Source organism: Cupriavidus sp. GW823-FHT06D04 (genome assembly GCF_058795055.1).
Genome location: NZ_JBXAHL010000061.1, coordinates 1 through 18591, shown reverse-complemented (window position 1 = coordinate 18591; position 18591 = coordinate 1). Strand labels below are relative to the sequence as shown.

Sequence of the window (18591 nt, the reverse complement as noted above, 5' to 3'; positions counted from 1 at the left end):
GTTGTGCTGTTTCCAGTTGCCTCCTAGTCCACGCGAGGGTTCTCCACCGCTGCCGGGCCTGGCCCAAACACACTGGGGCTTTGCGAGTCGGGGCTACGTAGTAGAGAACCTTGCCTGCTGCCCGATCGCCCAGATAAAACCCGTCAGTTCCCGGGCAATAGCGGTGCAAACCTGTACCGGTAATTTGCCTCGCGCCGTCAGATGACGAAAGCGCTGACACAACCGTTTCTGAGCACTCCATGCCACCTCTTGTATTTGTGCTGTGGTGCGTTCCGCGCGACGCTGTAGGATCGCAGACTTGCGTGCCGGATGTCGATAGGTCCAAGCCGCTTCGATCAGCACCCGCCGCACATGGCTGTTGCCAGTCTTGGTGATGCCGCCTCGTCGTTCACGCTTGCCGCTGGAATGCTCGCTTGGCACCAGCCCCAGATACGCCATCAATTGCGGCGCGTCGTCGAAGCGTCGCAGGTCGCCAAGCTCGGCCACTACGGTCACGGCAGCAATCAAGCTAATGCCGCGCAGGGCCATCAAAGCCTCCATGACAGGCCAGACGGGGCTGTCTTGCACCGCGCGTTCGATCTCTTGCTCCAGGCTTGCCACATGTTGGTTGCAAGCCCGAATGGTGTCGATGTATTCGTGCAGCACGATCTGCTGCACCGGGTGGGCGAACGTCACGCCCTCCAGCCAGCGCCAATGCGCCTGGGTCCAGCGAGACTTGCCGGTGTAGCGATGGCCATGCCGCGACAGGAACGAGAGCAATCTTTGCTTTGCCTGCCGCTGCAGGTGCTTCATGTCCTCGCGCGCACGGGTGAGGTCACGCAACGCTTCTTGCGCTTCGCCGGGTATCCAGACCGCAGTGAGCTCGCCCGCCCGATGCAGGCGGGCCAGGGTCAGGCTGTCGCGACGGTCTGTCTTGACGCGTTCGCCGGGCTTTCTCGGAATCAGCGAGGGCGCCACTACCTGGCAGTCTTGCTTCAGGCCCCGCAGTTGCCGATAGAGCACATATCCGCCGGGCCCCGCTTCATAGCAAAACGACAACCGCGCTCCGTCTCGCTTGAGCTGGGTGACCAGCTTCTTGACGGCCTCCGGAGTATTCACAAACTCGCCCATGTACCGGACTTCACCGCCGGCTTGCGCCACCGCTACGGCAATCGTTTCCTGATGGACGTCCATGCCCACGTACTTGCTAAACTTGTCCATGACCTGCCCCCTCAATTGTGGCTCTGGGCCGTTGGTTTAACCCCACCTCAAGCCTAATCCACGTCGCTTGAGGTGCGGCAGGTCAATACATCTTGTCTAGGACTGTTGGATATGGGCGATCGGGTGACTCGGCCAGATAGCCGAGTTCCCTGGCCGCGGGCGAGCATCGTTAAACGGGCCCGGTCAGGTAAGTAACCGAAGGGCCGTGTAGACCGCCATGCCGACAACGATCATGCCGACCATTCGGCGTGTGGCCAGGAAGAAAGCCGACGCGCAGATGCCTGCTACGAGCTTGAAGTTGGCGGGCGACAAGGTGAAATGTCCGTGCCACGTCATCAGGTCGGGCAGGATGATCGCGGCCAGCGCCGCCGGCGGCGCGTAGCGCAAGGCTCGCTGGAGGCGATCGGGAAGGGTCACGTGTTCGCCGGCCACGAGGAAGAGGCCGCGGGTCACCTTCGTGACGACGGCCAGGCCTACGACGGCGATCCAGATTTCCAAATGGCTCATTTGTCGTCTCCCCGAGGGGGCTCAGCAGTAGCAATGGCGGTGGCACTATCTTGGCGGCGCCGCATGCCGCGCGCCGCGAGTTCATCGCTTGCTGTACTCGCGGCAATGGCGCCAATCACGGCTACTAGCAGGCCCAGCCGGTATGGCAGGTCGAAGTACAGGAGGGCTAACAGCGCGGACACCGCCACGGCCATCAACGTCGAACGTGAATTGACTGTGGCGATCATGACCGGGATCAGCGCCAGCGTGCCCGCCAGGCCCAATCCCCAACTGTCTGGGAAGAGGCTGGCCAGCAGAATGCCGACGATCGACGAGACCTGCCACGTCGCGAAGTTGGTCAGCGCCATGCCCCACAAGTAGCCTTCCTTACCGGGCTCGTGGCCGGGCGTGACGTAGCGCCGCATGAAATAGACGAAGGGCAAGTCACCGCTGTAGAAGCCCAGTAGCGTGCGGCGCGACCACGGCAGGTAGTTGAAGTGCGGCTGCAGCGCGGCGCTAAAGATCACAAAGCGCAGGTTGACGATGGCCGCCGTGAGCCAGATCGTCCAAAGCGGGAGCCCGGCCGCGAGCAGGGGCAGCACGGACAATTGCGCGGAACCGGCAAAGACCAGCAATGACATGCCGATGGCCTCGGGCACGGTCAACACCGATTTGCTCATAGCCACCCCTGTGACCAGGCCCCAGGAGAACACGGCGGGCATGGAGGGGGCGATGCATCGTGCGCCCACAACAAAGTTTTCGCGTTCAGCCAGTGCAACGCGGTGCCAGAGGCGCAACCAGGTCGATGGTGGGGAAGGAGGCATGGGTGTGAGGGTGGCGTTGAAACATGTCGAAGACGACAACTGCCAAGGGGTGCAAAAATTGCCCCCGTAAGCAGACGCGTCATGTTCCGACACAGACGAACCGCATTCGCTAGTGACGGAAATTGTCTGGACGCGAAGACACAAGTTCCCGGATAAAATCCCAGACGTAGCGAATGCGCCGTATGCGGAATAAGTCTTCCGGCGCAGCGAGCCACAGAGTCCTGGTTACGAGTGCCTTATCGGGGAAAACGCTGGTCAGATTAGGATTGCCCAACGCCACGTACGGCGTCAGCAAAACCAGGCCCATGCCTGCGGCGGCCGCTTCGCGCTGGGCCAACACGCTGGTCGTAGTGCAACTACGTTTGGGTTCTGACGTCAATTCTTCAAGCACACGATAGCGCTCGCTTACTGAGCCATCGTGAATGTAGTCGACAAATTCGTGATCGGCGAGGTCCTCGAACCGCCCAATTCTTGGGTGATTTTCGAGATAGCTTCGCGACCCGTATAGGTAATAGTCGACCTCTGCGAGGCGAGCTTTCGTGTATCGGCCCTTTTCCGGAGGGTCGAGTGTCACAAGAAGATCGACCTCACGCGTCACGAGACTAGAAAACTGCGGCTGTGCCATGATCTCGACATGCAGTCGGGGCTGTCTGTCTCGCAATTGCGTAAGGCTTGACGCAAGGATTTCAATTCCGAAAGCTTCTGGTGTGCCGACGCGCACCCGCCCCACGATATCGCCAGAATGCGCTGTGATCTCTTCGACTGCACCAAGCATGGCGCACTCCATCTGTTCGACGTGGGGCTTCAGAGATTGACCGGCGGAAGTCAGTGTATAACCATTTCTTCGGCGATCGAACAGCACCGTGCCAAGACCTTGCTCGAGGCGGTCAATTCGTCTTGATACGGTTGAATGTTCGACACCTAAGCGCTCGGCAGCCGAAGATATCTTTCCCGTCCTTGCGACTTCTAGGAAATATCGAAGATCGGTCCATTCTGGATACTTGGTCATATGGCATCGGCCCCGATCTATCCTTGTCAAGCTACGACTATGAGGTCTCTCGTGTGACGGTGGGAGCGGTTCCTTAGAGACCGTTTCAAAAAGACCCCGAGGGGGCTGTTAACTAGTCTGTCGGCGTTGCACTTCACCAGAAGCAGTCGCCAACATGACGATAGTTCAATAAGGTGAATCGGCGCGCCCATACGCCGATCCGTTCCCTGGTCGATAACTAGACAGGAGCTGACTCCGGCATCGACGAGAAATGATGCAGGACAATCTTCCAGGTATTGTTTGCACGTTGAACCACAAGCGTCGTTCGCATTCGCAAGCGGGGGTGCGTGCCATCGGTCAGAACGAACACGAAGTCTCCGTAGCCCTGCGCAAGGAAGCAGTCTGGCGAGAGCCTCAGATATTGCTGCTCGTGAAAGTGAAGCGAAGCCGAAGCGATGTTTCCGACATAGGTGGCGAAGTACTTTCGGATCTCGTCTACCCCCAATTCGTGCCCTGGGAGACCACCGAAGAAGAGTGCGTTCGTGCCGTAGTTGGCTGCCAGCGCGTCGGGATCCCACGGTTGAGATGCTTCGTTCCATCGCCTCTCGACGTCGGCCAACGCCTCGCTACACAGGTGTTCTTCTGTATTCATGGTGTGCCCTCCGCCACGCGTGCAAGCCTGCTTGCCCAACTGGTATCCGACGGCCTGCCGCGCGTGGAAGATCCGTCATTCGTGTTGTTCGCTTTCCGGGCTTTCCGGCTTCTTTCCTTGGTAAATCTCTCGGAAACGCGGTGGACGCCTTTCGAGGAACGCGCTCACGCCTTCGCGCGACTCTTCCGTGTCGTAGAACATGGAAAGGGCTTGGAAGCCCTGTCCCGTGATCCCGCGAATCGAATCCGTGTCGGCATTGAACGAGCGCTTGGCGATCGCAAGAGCAGTGGGGCTAAGGGCCAGAATCTCATCGCACCACTTCTGTACCTCCGCATCGAGCGAGTCATGCGGTACAACGGCGTTCACCAGGCCCATCGCGAGAGCCTCAGCAGCCGTGTAGCGGCGACAGAGAAACCAAATCTCACGGGCACGCTTTTCTCCAACAACGCGCGCCAGCAAGGCTGTACCGAAACCGGGATCGACCGAGCCGACCTTCGGGCCAACCTGGCCCAGCTGAGCCTTATCAGATGCAATGGCGAGATCGCAACAGGTGACCAGGACATTGCCCCCGCCGATGGCATAGCCATTGACGCGGGCGATGACCGGTTTTGGGCAATCGCGGATTGCCGTCTGAAGATCTTCGACCGGAAGCCCAACCATGCCGCCACCGTCGTAACCGCCATCGTGAGCAGATTGGTCCCCGCCGGTGCAGAACGCCTTGTCTCCAGCACCAGTGAGGACGACCACGCCTACGGCACGGTCCCACGACGCTCGCTGGACCGCGTGAATCAGTTCGGTGCACGTCTTTCCGCGGAAGGCGTTATATTTTGCCGGTCGATTGATGGTAATGCGGGCGACATTGTCCCTCACCTCGTAGACGATATCTGTATATTCGCTCATCTTTAACTCCGTTCGTAATTGGAGGGAACAGCACGCGGCCAATGGAATCGTCGCGTTTCGCGATTGCGATCTGAACGTGTTCGCGCGAGGCTGCTACCTCACTCCTGTTTACGTGATAGGTGCGACGACGGCGCGGTTGCAAGCGACGATGTCGTTGACTGCAACGTCAAGCAGAAGCTCGTACTCGCCGCCCCCCGCCAACACGCGCTCAAACGCGAGCAGCGAAGAATCCACTACAACTTGCACCGCATGCAGGAAGGCAATCGGCGCGACCGCGCCGGGCGGATAGCCGATCCTGAGTACGTCGTCGCGAGTCGCCATGCGCAACACGTCCTTGTTGCCGACGCTCGCGGCGAGCTGCTGCGGCAACACGCGCCGGTCGCCGGGCGCCACAGCGACGATGACGATACCGTCCTCGTCGACAAATACCAGCGTCTTCGCAATCGAAGCGGGCGGTACCTGCATCTGTTGCGCGGCAGCGGCGACGGTCGGCATCGGTTCGGGCAGCCGTATAATCCGCGCGTCCAGGCGACGCTTGTCAATGTAGCTCTGGAGTCGAGCGGCCGCTCCCGCTGCACGTATCTCGTGATCCGATGCAGGTCGCGCAGCCGGGTTTTCCGTATGGCTCACAGCCCCTTCTCCACAACCGTCAGCGCGGCGTCGATGGCGTCGAATCCCTCCTGCAGCTCACTCTTCGAGATGGTGAGCGGCGGGGCAATGATTATAATGTTGTAGCGACCGTATGCATGCACGCCGCGGCGCAGCAGTTCACCATAGAACGCCTTCATGGGAGCCGATCCGCCAGGGTGATGCCATTCGACGAGCGGATCACGGGATTCGCGGTCGCGCACCAGTTCGAGGCCGAACAGGGCACCGAGTCCGCGAACGTCGCCAAGCACCGGATGGTGGCTCTTAAGTTCACCGAGGCCGTCACGCAACCATTGCTCGATCTCCAGCCCGCGCTCGAAGAGGCCCTCTTCGAGATAGACCTTGAGCGCAGCGAGGCCGCCCGCCACTGAGAGGACGTGTCCCGCATGCGTGTGCCCGACGTCGAACAGACGATCGTCGAAATGGCGGGCAATCTTCTCGCGCACCAGGACGCCGCCGAGCGGCGTATAGGACGAACTCGCGCCCTTGGCGAAGGACAACATGTCCGGGGCAACCCCGAGCCGCGTCGCCGCGAAGGGTGTGCCGACTCGCCCAAAACCCGTCATGACCTCGTCAAAGATCAGCAGGATGCCGTGCTGGTCGCACAGTTCGCGCACGCGCTTCAGGTACCCACTCGGATAGACGACCAGCCCGCTCGAGCCGACGACGGCCTCCATCAGGATGGCGGCCACATTCTGCGCACCTTCGTGCGAAAGGACCGTCTTCAGATGTTCGATCGCACGATCGGTTTCTTCGTTCGGGTCGCGCGAGAAGAATGGGCTCCGGTACGGATTCGGCGTAAAGAACTTCACCGCGCCAGGAAGGCCGGGCATGGGGTCGCGCCAGCGGTCCACGCCAGTCAGCGCGCTCGCGCCGATCGTGCCGCCATGGTAGGACCGATACGCCGTCAGGATCTTGGGGCGATTCGTGACGAGTCGCGCGATCTTGACCGCATCGTCATTCGCCTCCGCGCCGCCGCAGGCAAAATGGACACGCAAGCCCTCGCTCCACGGCGAGATCGTATTCAGCAGCTCCGCGTACTCGGCGCGGACATCGTTAAAATAGCTGGACGCGACCCAGCACATCCGCTCGGCCTGCTCTTGAATCGCCTTGACGATCTTCGGGTGGCCGTGCCCGAGCGACACTGCCACGTAGCCACTCGTCAGATCGAGGAAGCGATTTCCGTCCTGGCCATAGAAGTACGACCCCTTGGCGTGGGTGATGATCGGCGGCTGGAGCTTGCCTTGGACGGACCATGGCACCAACACTTTCTTGTATGCGGGCGGCACGCTCGTTGTGCCCGAAGCGTGAATTTGAAGGTCCATATAGCCTCTGCGATGGTTGAGTCAAGTAGAGAAGGTATGCAAAATATAGAGAACGTCTGCGGGGGGTGACAAACCAAAGGTTTTGCGCCCGACCCCCAGCTAGATTCACGCTCCATGCCCCGACATCTCCCCCCCTTGCTTGCCGTTCGAGCCTTCGATGCCGCCGCGCGTCTGGGCGGATTCGCGAGAGCCGGCGACGAGCTCTGCGTGACACCAGGCGCCGTCGCGCATCAGATCAAGCTGCTCGAGGAGTGGCTTGGTGTGCCGTTGTTTGTGCGTCGCGCACGGCATGTCGAACTGACGGATGTGGGACGCGCCTACTACGAACAGGTCGGCGCATTGCTCAACGAACTCGAACGGACATCCACGGAAGTGAGACGCTGGTCCGACGACGAAGGCGTGACGATCAGCGCGCTGCCGTCGTTTGTGACCAGATGGCTAATGCCGCGTCTTGGGGAATTTCGCCGAGAGCACCCGGATATTGACGTGCGGGTGCTGGCGTCCGTGCCGCCGGTCGATTTCGCACGCGATCACGTCGATCTCGCCATTCGGCTTGGTAGGGGCGCCTATTCGGATCTCGTGGCTACCCCACTGTTCACCGAGCAGTTCGTGGCGGTCGCCAGCCCAGCGCTAGTCGAACGTATCGGCCGTCCAGTCGGGGCCGACGCCCTCTTTAGAATGTCACTCCTGCACGACGAGTATGAGGCGCGCCTCTCCGAGCAGATGAATTGGGCGCGCTGGTTCGCCCTGCGCGGCATTCCCGTACCGAGTCAGAAGGTGTTGGCTGGATTGCACTTTTCGCATTCGTATCTGACCGTCGATGCCGCTGTGGCCGGGCAGGGCGTGGCGTTGCAGTCCGACGTGCTGATCGAAGATTTGGTCGCGCAAGGGCGACTCGAAGTGATTTGCGAGCCCCCGGCCCCAGGGGCATATCGCTACACCCTGCTCAGTACCAACCGATCGATTGAGCGGCCGCGCGTGCGCCTGCTCGCAGATTGGCTCCTCGAACAGGCGCACGCATTCGAAGCGCGGCGTTAGCGGAGGTGGGGTGTCTTTTCCGCCGCCTCCCGCTTCGCGCCGCCTTTGGGGAAAAGAACGCTGTCGACCTGCGCCAGCAATCGTTCGGCTAACCCCTCATCGAGCGGCGCGTGCTCGAATAGCAGGCGGTACCACACCGGGCCAAACAGCATATCAAGGAGGATTTCGTGATCGAGTCCCGCCGGAATCTCGCCAACTTCCTCGGCATGCCGAAGCAGCGCGAGACCCGACGCACGGCGCGGTACGACGATCCGCTCGCGTAAGAGCTGCGCGGTGCCCGCATCGCGCTGTGCTTCTGCGACGAGCGAGCGCAGGATGCTGCGCCACAGCGGATCCTGCAGCAGTCTAAGGGTATTCCTCAGGTATCGCTCCAGCTCGGCGCGGAGCGATCGCGCGTTTTCAACGATCACGTGGTCGAGCCCCGCCATGTACAGCTCGACCAGAAGGGCGCCCTTGGTCGGCCAGCGTCGGTAAATCGACGCCTTCGAGACGCCAGCCTCAGACGCGACGCGTTCAATCGAAAAACGTGCCTCGCCCTCGCTCAGCAGCACCTGGCGAGCGGCCACCAGTATCGCGGCATGGGTCTGCAAGCTGCGGGGCCGTCCTCTCAGAGCGGGTTCCTCGGAAATGGGGTCGGTAATCATGGGCAAATGATCTCAGAGTTGACTTGCTCCGACTAGCGGCCTATATTCGATACGAGCCGTATCGTTTCATAAGTATACAAGGAGACTCAATGAATTCCAACGATCCTTTTGTGGCCGAGATTGAAAGCGAGATCCGTGGCTTCCACGATGAATTGCGGGCGTTCCGACACGACCTGCATGCGCATCCCGAACTCGGTTTTGAAGAACACCGTACCGCCGAGCGCATCGCCGAGTATCTTGAGGCGCTAGGCATCACGGTGCATCGCGGCGTGGGGCGCACGGGCGTGGTCGGCGTCATCGAAGGCCGTAGCAACGTCAGCGGGCGCAGCATTGGCTTGCGAGCGGACATGGACGCCATTCCCGTGCAGGAGCTCGGCAACCCACAATGGCGATCATGCGCTGCCGGCAAGATGCATGGCTGCGGACACGACGGGCATTGCGCAATGCTGCTGGGCGCCGCACGGTATCTGGCGAAGTCGCGTCGCTTCGACGGAACGGTCTACCTGTTCTTTCAGCCCGGGGAGGAAGGGTACGCCGGCGCGCGCGAGATGATACGCGATGGGCTTTTCGATCGCTTTCCGGCACAGCGCGTCTTCGCGCTGCACAATTGGCCGTCGCTGCCTGCGGGTACGATTGCCTTCAACAGCGGACCGATGATGGCGGGCATCGATCGGTTTTCGATTCGAGTGCAAGGCAAGGGCGGGCACGGCGCGCATCCGCATCAGGCCGTGGATCCCATTCTGGCGGCGTCGCAGATCGTCTCTGCGGTTCACCACATTGTCAGCCGCAATGTGGACCCGGTTCATCCGGCGGTCATTAGCTTCCAGTCCTTCCAATCGGGTGCACCCGATGCGCTGTCCGTGATTCCGCACCAGGCAGAACTGCATGGGATGGTCAAGTGGTTTGAGAAGGAGACGCAATCTGTGCTGCGCGAGCGCCTGATTGCTACGGCGGAGGCCGCGGCGAGCATGGTGGGCGCCACCGCCGAGGTGGAATACAGCCCGCTCTATCCACCGACGATCAACGATCCCGCCGAAGCGCGCCTGCTTGAGCGCGTTGCGAGAAAAGTCGTCGGCGATGACAAGGTCATTACAGAACTCAAGCCGAGCATGGGTTCTGAAGACTTCGCGTTTATGCTGCTGGAGCGACCCGGCGCGTATTTCCGTCTCGGGCAGGGGTCAATGGACGGCCGATTCCTGCACCACCCCGAGTACGACTTCAATGACGAGACGATTCCTGTGGGCAGCACGCTGTTCGCCGCACTGGCCGAAGCAGCGCTGTCCCCGTGAGATCGGCGCAAAGCATCCGTTGCGCTTTGCTCTGGCTTGTTCAATTCACCAGGAGTTTCGTCATGACCTTACGTTGGCTCGCGCTCTTGCCGTTCCTCGCCATTCTGCTTGGTACTCCCTTCTTTAACCGTGTTGAACCGTTGGTCCTTGGTATGCCGTTGGTACTCGCCTGGCTGTCTGCTTGGCTTCCGCTCTCGGCGATCATTATGGGCATCATCTACCTGCGGGATCCGTCGAACCAGGTCCAGCAACTTGATCCGGGGACTCAATCGTGAACGCCGCACTCATCATCATTCTGCTTTTCAGCCTACTCGCCTTGTCGCTTGGACTCCTGGCGCGCGGTGGGCGCAGCATGAACCTCGAACAGTGGACTGTCGGTGGGCGGGGTTTTGGCACCGCACTTGTCTTTCTGCTGATGGCGGGGGAGATCTATACGACGTTCACGTTTCTAGGCGGTAGTGGCTTCGCGTATGGAAAAGGCGCCGCCGTGTACTACATCCTGATGTATTGCACGCTCGCTTATATCTATTCGTACTGGCTGCTCCCGCCAATCTGGCGGTACGCGAAGAAACACAACGTCGTATCGCAGCCGGAGTACTTCCGAAAGCAGTATCAGAGCCGAGGTCTGAGCGTGCTGGTTGCCGTCGTCGGCATTGTTGCTTCGATTCCCTACTTGGCGCTTCAGCTGAAGGGGCTTGGCATCATCGTTCAGGTCGCGTCGTATGGAAGCGTCTCGTCTACCGTGGCGATTTGGCTAGGCGTGCTGCTCCTGGCGGTCTACGTCGTCGTGTCCGGCGTACACGGTTCGGCCTGGACCGCAGTGGTCAAAGACATCACCGTTCTCGCCATTACAGTGTTCCTCGGAATCTACCTGCCGATTCATTACTATGGTGGATTTAGCGACATGTTCCACGCCATTGACGAGGCGAAGCCTGGATTCTTAACGTTCTCTGCGAGTGGCACAAGTTTCACGTGGTTTCAGTCGACGCTACTGCTTGCCGCCGCAGGATTCTTCATGTGGCCGTTTTCGTTCACGTCGATCTTCACCGCAAAGAACGAAAAGGCATTTCGCCGAAATGCCATCAGTCTTCCGATCTATCAGTTGATCTTGCTGTTCGTGTTCTTTGTTGGATTTGCCGCCATACTAAAAATTCCAGGCCTAAAAGGCGGCGATATCGACCTCGCACTGTTCAAGCTATCGGCGCAAACGTTCGATCCATGGTTCGTCGGGATCATAGGCGGAATCGGGGTGTTGACCGCGCTCGTTCCAGGGTCACTGCTGCTTATTAGCACTTCCACGTTGATTGCCAATGACCTGTATCGCGGCGCGATTAATCCGCGTGCTGCCGACGTGACCGTGAATCGAGTCGCTCGAGGGTTGGTGCCACTGGTCGCGCTAGTCTCGGCATACTTTGCCTTAGCTGGCGGCGGCGCTCTCGTTTCCCTGCTACTGATGGGCTATAGCTTCGTGACGCAATTGTTTCCCGGCGTATTCTCTAGCGTTTGCAACGTCAGGCGTATGACCGCATTAGGCGTGTTTTGGGGCATCGTCACCGGCGAAGCGGTCGTGATCGTGGCGACGCTGACACATAGCAATCTCGGGACGATTTTTCCCTCGGTTCCACTTTTCAAAGATGTGAATGTTGGGTTTGTGGCGCTGATTCTGAACGTGCTGGTAGCCGTTCTTGTCAGTTTGGTTACGCAGCCCAAGACAAAGTCCGTGTCGACGCTATCGGCGTCTTAAAGCAGCTTCGGGCAGGAGTTCGCAGTAGAGCGTGGTATTGGCCGTCCGCCACTGCGATATCGCTCTTCTCCTGCCCAGACGCCGACCCGTGCGGACAGTCCCGCGACCGCATGAATGCCGTCGCGGGATATTCTTGAATGCACTGCGGGATTGGATTCACGGTCCTGCCGCTTCCGTCCCTGTATCAATCGGCGACCTGTGCGGAAACGGTTGGGGTATTGCAAACGACCTGACGAAGGCAAGGCTTCAAGCTAGCACCGTGCGCGGATGCAAATGAACGCCGGTGCCCCGGTGCCTGAGATAGTTCGGCATAGAGGCGCTCTGAGGCGTCTTTCATTTCCACCAATGGGCGTGGTTCGACAAATCGATCCAGAGACCACCCACTAGCCGTCAATGCGTTGAGAATCTCTGAAAGCGGCCGTCGGTAGGCCTCTACGTATGGTTTCGGCTCACCAAAACCTGACCAGTAAAAGCCGAATCGAGAGGTATCGAAGTACGTCGTCTCGCCACGGGTTCTCTCATCCATCCAATCACGCATCGGATGCGCCATCGAGAATACCAGTGTCGCCCCAGGCCGTGACACTCGCCGGAATTCCCTGAGAGCCGGTCGCAGGTCCTCAACGTAGTCGAAAGCAAGGGAACACAATATCTTGTCGAACGACTGATCAGGCAGCCACGCGAGAGGGGCAGAAAGATGGCCTTCCGCTACCTAGGCAAGCCGGCGCACCGGGTCCGGGCCAGTTCCACCATTTCCGGCGCGACATCGAAGGCGTGCACCGTGGCCCCACTACTGGCCAAGTGTTCGCTACAGATGCCGGGGCCACATCCTGCGTCAAGAACCCTCAACCCGTTGACGTTTCCAAGGAGGGCCATCGTTGTCGGCCGCTCATAGAGGGCGTTATGCGGCTTGGTCGGCGCGATCTCGGCGTAGCGCTCCGCGAATTCGGCATACGCCTTGCGGCCCAGGGATTCAATCGGGTTTTTTGTGTCGGCCATGCATCATCCTTCCTTGGAAAGGCAAAGCAACCGTCAATTTTGCCTCATTCTGAGGGGTTTCGTTCCATGACCGCTTACCTCGGCCGCCACCAAGCACGTCTGTTCCGATGCTTGCCCGAGACGTGCTTCCGATGGAGTCGCCTTGACGCGTTTGCGCGCGATGCTCGGCGCTATCGACCTGGCAACGGGCAAGGACGAATGGCCTAAGGCAGTAGGGTAGAAGGCTCCTTTGTCCACAGAGGATGCAGAACCTGAAGCCTATTTGGACGCGCCGGCCGCCACTGGCTGCAGTCGCTCTTGCACCCGCCCCAGGTACCCCTAACAAAAAAAAAATGGCCCGCGATAATGCGGGCCGTCACAACGTTGTTGGGGGGCAGGTTGGCGCGCTGACTGCTGGCGCGCCGCGCGAGGCGAGTCAAGCAGCATGCTGGCCATGCTTCCCGTCACACCGCAACTCGTGATGGCATTCGCCAAAGTGCCTGTCGACGAGCGGCGATGGAAGTGCGCTAGCACTCGCGCTTACCCAGTGATGCAATCCCTCGTGCTGGATGCCTACCCGGCCGCCCCCGGAGCAATACTATGGCTGGCTATCTCGGCTCCAGCCACGGGACGGAATCCGTCTGCCCCAGGTCCCAGAAAACGCCCGCCATCACCTGAAGACCCTCTCGCGCCACCGAACCCAGCAAATGTTCATTCGGGGCATGCTGGGCACAACCCGGATACGAATGAGGAATCCAAATGGTCGGCAATCCGAGTTCGTCGGCAAAGATAGTATTGGGGAGGCCGCCTGCAAAATTTGGCAGCATCGCAGGGGCACTTTCGGTTGTCCGTTCCACGGATGCGACGGACCAACGAACCCAGGGGTCCTTCGGGTCGAGGCGGGTCGCCCCGCAGTGCATTGTGACGTCGACGAGTACATCATGGAACCCATGACTATCCAGGTGTTCCCGCACGAGTTCGGCCAGATTCTCGCACTGCGTCCCCACCACGTAGCGAAGTTGACAGTGGGCCACGGCCTCGAAAGGTACGGCATTCACGGGGCGCACGGAAGAACCAGCACCAAGCGCCAGCACTTCGATGGTGTTCCAGCCAAATAGTTGTTCGGCAGGGGTAAGCCCTGGCTCCCCCCAGTCTGCATCGAGCTCCGGGTCACCAACGTCAGCTCCCACTGGAATTTTGTTTAATATCTCACCAAGCTCCTGGCTCAATGCGGGCGGCCTCAAGGCGTCGATCAAGATTCGCCCGTTACCGTCAACCAATGACGACACCGCATTCACCACGACAACAGCGGGATTGGTCAATACGCCACCCCAATTTCCCGAGTGAAAGGCGCGATCCCGGCAGCGCATACGCAGAGAGAAATTCACGACGCCGCGCGAACCGAAAAAGACCGTAGGGCGGCGCGCGTGGACGCGTGGACCGTCGGATGCAATCAAAAGGTCGCCTTTCAGGCGGTCGTTCTTATGAAGCGCACAAAATTGATGCATGCCCGGGGAACCGGCCTCCTCACCCATCTCGATCAGGACGGTGACGTTGTAGTTCAAGCGACCTTCTCTGGCACGCAACGTAAGGGCAAGCGCTGCGATGTTGACCGTATGCTGTCCCTTGTTGTCAGCGGTGCCACGTCCGTACCACTGGTCCCCTTCTATCTGCAATGTCCAGGGGTTCAATCCTTCCCGCCAGGACTTTTCTTGCCCGTTCACGACATCGCCGTGGCCGTAAATGATCACGGTCGGCAGGTTCTCGTCCTCGATTCTGCGCGCAATGAGGAACGGTTTGTCGTCAACGGCGGGGTTGGGGAACACCTCGCATTGGAACCCCAGCGCCTCCAATTCCGGTGTCAGCGCGTTCGATAAATAGGCAATCAGCCGTTCCGCCTGACCGTCACCTCCCGGCAAGTCGCTCTCGGTGCGCCACGCCACACGGGCCGCGAGTGACTTCGCAAAGTCCCCACCATCAAACCAATTCCCTACGTCTTTAATAAGCTGCTGCCGTGCCATGCTTTTCACCTTACGATTGTTTGGCCTTTCAACGCCACGACGGATGAGCTCGAGTAGCCTAGGCTTACTCGACAACTAGATGGGTGCGTTTCGAGAACTTTCTAAACCGCTCGATGTCCGCGGCAATTAGGGCGCGAAACTGGGAAGACCCAAGCCACTCGGCTTCCAGCGACTGCTGCGCAAATGCCTGCTTGACTTCTGGCATAGCCACTACCGCAGCAATTTCTCCGCTGATCTTCTGTAACAGCGCGGTCGGTGTGCCGGCCGGCGCAGCGACTGCGTAATATCCTTCCAGCGTCGCCTGCGGCATATTCAACTCACCCGTGCTCGGCACTTCGGGCACGAAGGGCGTACGCTTCGCGCCTGTCGTCGCCAGAATTCGGAATTTTCCGGATTTGACATAGGGCAGCACAACCGCGAGGCTGTCGAGCGCGATATCCACGTCGCCTCGCACAATCGCCAGCTGCGCTTCGGAACTGCCTTTATAGGGAACGGGATCTAAGGCGACGCCTGCCGCGTCAGCGAGCATCGAACCGGCAAGGTGCGGAGCGGTGCCTGGACCGAAGGTTGAATAAGTGATCGTGTGTGGTTTGGCCCTGGCTTGGTTGAAGTCGTCCGTGAGGTTTTTGAACGGCTTACTTGTGTTCGTGACGATGACCATGGGTGCATTGCAAACCATTCCCACCGGAGCCAGGTCTTTCAACGGATCAAAGGGCGGTTTGCTTTGGAGCGAGGGGACCACGGTGAAGCTACTGGGCGCTGAGATAAGAAGCGTATGACCGTCAGGCTCGGCGCGGACCACGGCGTTGACGCCGATCGCCGTGGCAGCCCCTGGTTTATTCTCGACAATCACAGGCTTCCCAATGCGCTGGCCAAGTTTGTCCGCCACGACGCGCGCGACGAAGTCGGTAGCACCACCAGGCGGAAACGGAACGACGAGTCTTACCGGTTTAGTCGGCCAAGACTGCGCCGAGACCTTCGCACTACCCATCACCATGGTGGCACCCAGGAGCGCTACGCCGGTCCAGCGCCCAATCGCGCCCACTTTTCCAAATCGCATAAAGCCTCCTGAGGTCGTTCCTGGCCAGCAGTTGTGAGGTGTAAGGCCGCTTCCCAGCGAAGCGGCGATGAGGGTTGTCGATGGGCGGCCTTCGCCGCAGCCCCGAGCATTGCCAAAATTCTATTCAATAGTGATATCGTTCACCATTTGAGAATTCGCAACGCTGCCGTGCGTTTTGGGCAAAGTTCTTCCGCCATGACCCCGATCCTCCTTGCCACAACAGCACGCTACTTTCTCGAGGTTGCGCGATCCGGCTCCGTGAGCGAGGCGGCGGCTCAGCTGCACGTTGCGCCGTCGGCAATCAGCCGTCAGATTGCCAAACTGGAAGATAGCGTGGGCTGTGCATTGTTCGAGCGCAAGGCGCGCGGGATGGCGCTCAGCGACGCAGGACAGCGCTTGGCCGCCTATCTGCGTACCGTGACGATGGATTCGGATCGGGTTTTGGATGACGTACGTGGCCTTGGTCAGTTACAGGCCACCCGGATTGACGTGGCATGTACTGACGGTTTTTCCATCGGGTTTATGCCGGAAGTCATGGCGGCATTTCAGCTGGCCAATCCGGACATGAGTATTCACTTGCGCGTTGGTTCGCCGGACGCGATCAGACATTGGTTGCTGCGGGGCGATATCGATATCGGGCTCAAGTTTTCTGTCGCCCCCGAGAAGGGTCTAACCATCGTCTACGACGCACCGGCGCCCATGGTCGCCATCATGGCCCCACAGCATCCGCTGGCCAGCTACGCGTCGCTGACCGTCCCCGACCTGGTACGGTATCCGTTAGCCATACCCGAAGCGCAGTCCACTGGACGGCAGATGCTGGACCTTGCGTGTAGTGCCCGCGGACTACATTATCAGGCGCCATTCAGTGGCCCTTATGGGGCGTTGCTGGCCCTCGTGATTCGCTCCTCAGTGGTAGCGCTGTCTGCTCGCTTGAATGCCGCGCACCTGATTCGTGAAGGCAAGCTGACTGCCGTGCCTTTCGAAGAGCCACAGTTTTCCCTTCGGACCATTCAGGTACTCACCTTGCAAGGTCACACCATCAGTGAGGCGGCCAAGGCGTTCGCAGAGACGCTCGCAACGGCCATTTTGAGGTGTAGTAGTCGTGTACTTCCTTGAAGTAACGTGCGCAACAACGGGCAGACTTGGCTTACTTGCCGAAATAGTCGCGGATGTCTTTAATCTCGCCCGTGCGGTTCAGCTTCGGCAGCATGTATGCCATCTTCTTGTAGCAACTCGAGGCTGAGGCGTCATACGTCAGATGATGCGCGCTGGGGGTAGCGCAGTACTTTGGATCGTCCACCGTGTGAAACGTGCGGCAGGCAAACGGTCGGTATTCGTAGACGCTGCAGGTGCCATCGGCCGACAACAAGGGGCATGGCGTCACGTGGTTATGCGAGCGCTTGCGCTTTCTGTGCATCGTTTTGCCGGTGGACTGAGCTTCCCCCGGAAATTCGCCTTCCAGTAGGTCGTGTATAAAGTCGACCGAACGGAAGGAAAAGAGGATGTTCAAGGGGCGTTGTTGCGTAAATCCGGCCGACGCGCGGCGTGCTGACGTTTACGCGCAACAGTCGCGACAGATAGCTCTGTAAACAATTCGGGCGGCTGCGTAGATTCTCGATTTTTGCCGGGAAGATGCGCAGGGACACACAGAAGCGAAACGAGCCCAAGGCCACCTATCGGGTCAAGAACTGGGCGCAGTACAACGCCGGTCTGATTGCGAGGGGAGACATCACGATGTGGATTGACCAAAGCGTGTTGGCAGCGTCTGAGCCGGGCGTATCCAGGCGCGGCCGCCCGTGCATCTATCCGGATGCGGTCATCCAGATGCTGCTCGGGCTCAAGCAAGTCTTCAACCTGCCACTGCGCGCGCTGCAAGGCTTTGCCATGAGCCTGCGCAGGCTTGCCTATCCTGAGTTGCCGGTCCCCAACTACACGACCCTGAGCCGTCGCGCGCAAGACTTGGACGTCGTTCTGCCGACACTGCGCACAGGCGAGCCGCTGCACCTGGTGGTCGACAGCACTGGCCTGAAGGTCTTCGGTGAAGGCGAGTGGAAGGTACGCAAGCACGGCTGGTCCAAGCGCCGCACCTGGCGCAAGGTCCATTTGGCGATGGACACGAAGACTGGCCAGATATGCGCGGCGCTGATGACCCATCAGGACGAGGGCGACGCCGATGTGCTGCCTGACTTGCTCGGCCAGTTGGAGCCCGGCACGCCTGTAGACATCGTCGGCGGCGATGGCGCGTACGACACCAAGTCGTGTCATGTGGCGATTGCCGCCACAGGCGCGCAGCCCTCGATTCCGCCGCGCGATGGCGCGAGTTCCTGGCCTGAAGCCACGCCGGGTGCGGCATGGCGCAATGCGGCCATCGACGCCATTGCCAAGAGCAGCAGACGCGAATGGAAAAAGGCCAGCGGGTACCACCGGCGCTCGCTGGTCGAGAACTTGATGTACCGGCTCAAGACGCTTACGGGCCATTCCCTGTGGGCGCGCGAGGTCGGCTCTCAGGCGACCGAAGTGGCAATCCGTGCGGGCGTGCTCAACCGCATGGCTGAGCTCGCCCGCCCGCATTCCGTCCGTATCGGCTGAATTCCACCTCACAGGGGTATCTCCGCCTTCAAATTCGATTTATGCAACATGTATGGACGCCCCCGGATTGTCAAACGATGCATTCAGCAATGGATAGGAGACCGCGCAAAAACGGGGGCAGACGACCGGATCGCTGCCGAGCGGCCAATGAGGCACCTACAATGCGCGCATGGCTTCCAATCCTGGGCCGGCGATCTCGGTTCTTCAA

The 18591-nt window shown here is 60.0% G+C and carries 18 protein-coding genes and 1 pseudogene; 6 read left to right on the top strand and 13 right to left on the bottom strand.

The window, feature by feature from the left end:
- Positions 1 to 93: 93 nt before the first annotated feature.
- From AC1Q7H_RS37420 to AC1Q7H_RS37385, 8 genes are all read right to left on the bottom strand, one after another.
- Positions 94 to 1200: an IS110 family RNA-guided transposase gene (locus tag AC1Q7H_RS37420; RefSeq protein ID WP_492382360.1), complete on the bottom strand. Its 1107-nt coding sequence runs from the start codon at positions 1198 to 1200 to the stop codon at positions 94 to 96.
- A gap of 183 nt (positions 1201 to 1383) precedes the next feature.
- Positions 1384 to 1707: an AzlD domain-containing protein gene (locus AC1Q7H_RS37415; RefSeq protein WP_492382359.1), complete on the bottom strand. Its 324-nt coding sequence runs from the start codon at positions 1705 to 1707 to the stop codon at positions 1384 to 1386.
- Positions 1704 to 2510 carry an AzlC family ABC transporter permease gene (locus AC1Q7H_RS37410; protein WP_492382358.1) on the bottom strand — a complete coding sequence of 269 codons (807 nt, stop codon included), beginning with the start codon at positions 2508 to 2510 and terminating at the stop codon, positions 1704 to 1706. Before AC1Q7H_RS37410 ends, AC1Q7H_RS37415 begins: the two co-directional genes overlap by 4 nt.
- 109 nt (positions 2511 to 2619) lie before the next feature.
- Positions 2620 to 3519: a LysR family transcriptional regulator gene (locus AC1Q7H_RS37405; RefSeq protein ID WP_492382357.1), complete on the bottom strand. Its 900-nt coding sequence runs from the start codon at positions 3517 to 3519 to the stop codon at positions 2620 to 2622.
- 217 nt (positions 3520 to 3736) lie between these two features.
- A complete protein-coding gene (locus AC1Q7H_RS37400; RefSeq protein WP_492382356.1) occupies positions 3737 to 4150 on the bottom strand; it encodes a YybH family protein in 414 nt (137 codons plus the stop codon).
- A gap of 75 nt (positions 4151 to 4225) precedes the next feature.
- A complete protein-coding gene (locus AC1Q7H_RS37395; RefSeq protein WP_492382355.1) occupies positions 4226 to 5050 on the bottom strand; it encodes an enoyl-CoA hydratase-related protein in 825 nt (274 codons plus the stop codon).
- 108 nt (positions 5051 to 5158) lie between these two features.
- Positions 5159 to 5680: an aminoacyl-tRNA deacylase gene (locus AC1Q7H_RS37390; RefSeq protein WP_492382354.1), complete on the bottom strand. Its 522-nt coding sequence runs from the start codon at positions 5678 to 5680 to the stop codon at positions 5159 to 5161.
- On the bottom strand, positions 5677 to 7023 hold the full coding sequence (locus AC1Q7H_RS37385; RefSeq protein ID WP_492382353.1) for an aminotransferase class III-fold pyridoxal phosphate-dependent enzyme: 1347 nt from the start codon (positions 7021 to 7023) through the stop codon (positions 5677 to 5679). The genes AC1Q7H_RS37390 and AC1Q7H_RS37385 overlap by 4 nt, the downstream gene beginning before the upstream one ends.
- 114 nt (positions 7024 to 7137) lie before the next feature.
- Between AC1Q7H_RS37385 and gcvA the strand changes: the two genes are divergently transcribed.
- Complete coding sequence (gene gcvA, locus AC1Q7H_RS37380; protein WP_492382352.1) at positions 7138 to 8061, top strand: transcriptional regulator GcvA; 924 nt, start codon at positions 7138 to 7140, stop codon at positions 8059 to 8061.
- Here the strand turns inward: gcvA and AC1Q7H_RS37375 are convergent.
- Positions 8058 to 8705: a TetR/AcrR family transcriptional regulator gene (locus AC1Q7H_RS37375; protein ID WP_492382351.1), complete on the bottom strand. Its 648-nt coding sequence runs from the start codon at positions 8703 to 8705 to the stop codon at positions 8058 to 8060. The two genes, gcvA and AC1Q7H_RS37375, sit on opposite strands and share 4 nt — an antisense overlap.
- 89 nt (positions 8706 to 8794) lie before the next feature.
- On the opposite strand from AC1Q7H_RS37375, the gene AC1Q7H_RS37370 reads away from it, so the two are divergent.
- The 3 genes from AC1Q7H_RS37370 (at position 8795) to AC1Q7H_RS37360 (ending at position 11738) form a co-directional block, all read left to right on the top strand.
- Entirely contained in the window at positions 8795 to 9994 is a 1200-nt protein-coding gene (locus AC1Q7H_RS37370; protein ID WP_492382350.1) for an amidohydrolase, read from the top strand.
- A gap of 62 nt (positions 9995 to 10056) precedes the next feature.
- The gene (locus AC1Q7H_RS37365) at positions 10057 to 10269 is read left to right on the top strand and encodes a DUF3311 domain-containing protein (protein WP_492382349.1); all 213 of its coding nucleotides are present in this window, start codon (positions 10057 to 10059) and stop codon (positions 10267 to 10269) included.
- Positions 10266 to 11738 carry a sodium:solute symporter family protein gene (locus AC1Q7H_RS37360; RefSeq protein WP_492382348.1) on the top strand — a complete coding sequence of 491 codons (1473 nt, stop codon included), beginning with the start codon at positions 10266 to 10268 and terminating at the stop codon, positions 11736 to 11738. Before AC1Q7H_RS37365 ends, AC1Q7H_RS37360 begins: the two co-directional genes overlap by 4 nt.
- A 251-nt stretch (positions 11739 to 11989) precedes the next feature.
- Here AC1Q7H_RS37360 and AC1Q7H_RS37355 read toward each other — a convergent pair.
- The 3 genes and pseudogenes from AC1Q7H_RS37355 to AC1Q7H_RS37345 all read right to left on the bottom strand — a co-directional run bounded on the left by AC1Q7H_RS37355 (position 11990) and on the right by AC1Q7H_RS37345 (position 15794).
- Positions 11990 to 12734: pseudogene (locus AC1Q7H_RS37355) on the bottom strand (class I SAM-dependent methyltransferase).
- Positions 12735 to 13321: 587 nt separating this feature from the next.
- Positions 13322 to 14734, bottom strand: a complete 1413-nt coding sequence (locus tag AC1Q7H_RS37350; RefSeq protein WP_492382347.1) for a M20 family metallopeptidase — start codon at positions 14732 to 14734, stop codon at positions 13322 to 13324.
- 64 nt (positions 14735 to 14798) lie between these two features.
- The gene (locus tag AC1Q7H_RS37345) at positions 14799 to 15794 is read right to left on the bottom strand and encodes a Bug family tripartite tricarboxylate transporter substrate binding protein (protein ID WP_492382346.1); all 996 of its coding nucleotides are present in this window, start codon (positions 15792 to 15794) and stop codon (positions 14799 to 14801) included.
- 195 nt (positions 15795 to 15989) lie between these two features.
- Here AC1Q7H_RS37345 and AC1Q7H_RS37340 point away from each other — a divergent pair, with 195 nt between their 5' ends.
- Positions 15990 to 16910, top strand: a complete 921-nt coding sequence (locus AC1Q7H_RS37340) for a LysR family transcriptional regulator (protein ID WP_492382345.1) — start codon at positions 15990 to 15992, stop codon at positions 16908 to 16910.
- 31 nt (positions 16911 to 16941) lie between these two features.
- Here AC1Q7H_RS37340 and AC1Q7H_RS37335 read toward each other — a convergent pair whose 3' ends face one another.
- Positions 16942 to 17304: a YkgJ family cysteine cluster protein gene (locus AC1Q7H_RS37335; RefSeq protein ID WP_492382344.1), complete on the bottom strand. Its 363-nt coding sequence runs from the start codon at positions 17302 to 17304 to the stop codon at positions 16942 to 16944.
- Positions 17305 to 17426: 122 nt separating this feature from the next.
- Between AC1Q7H_RS37335 and AC1Q7H_RS37330 the strand changes: the two genes are divergently transcribed.
- Complete coding sequence (locus AC1Q7H_RS37330; RefSeq protein WP_492382343.1) at positions 17427 to 18383, top strand: IS5 family transposase; 957 nt, start codon at positions 17427 to 17429, stop codon at positions 18381 to 18383.
- Positions 18384 to 18591 lie beyond the last annotated feature (208 nt).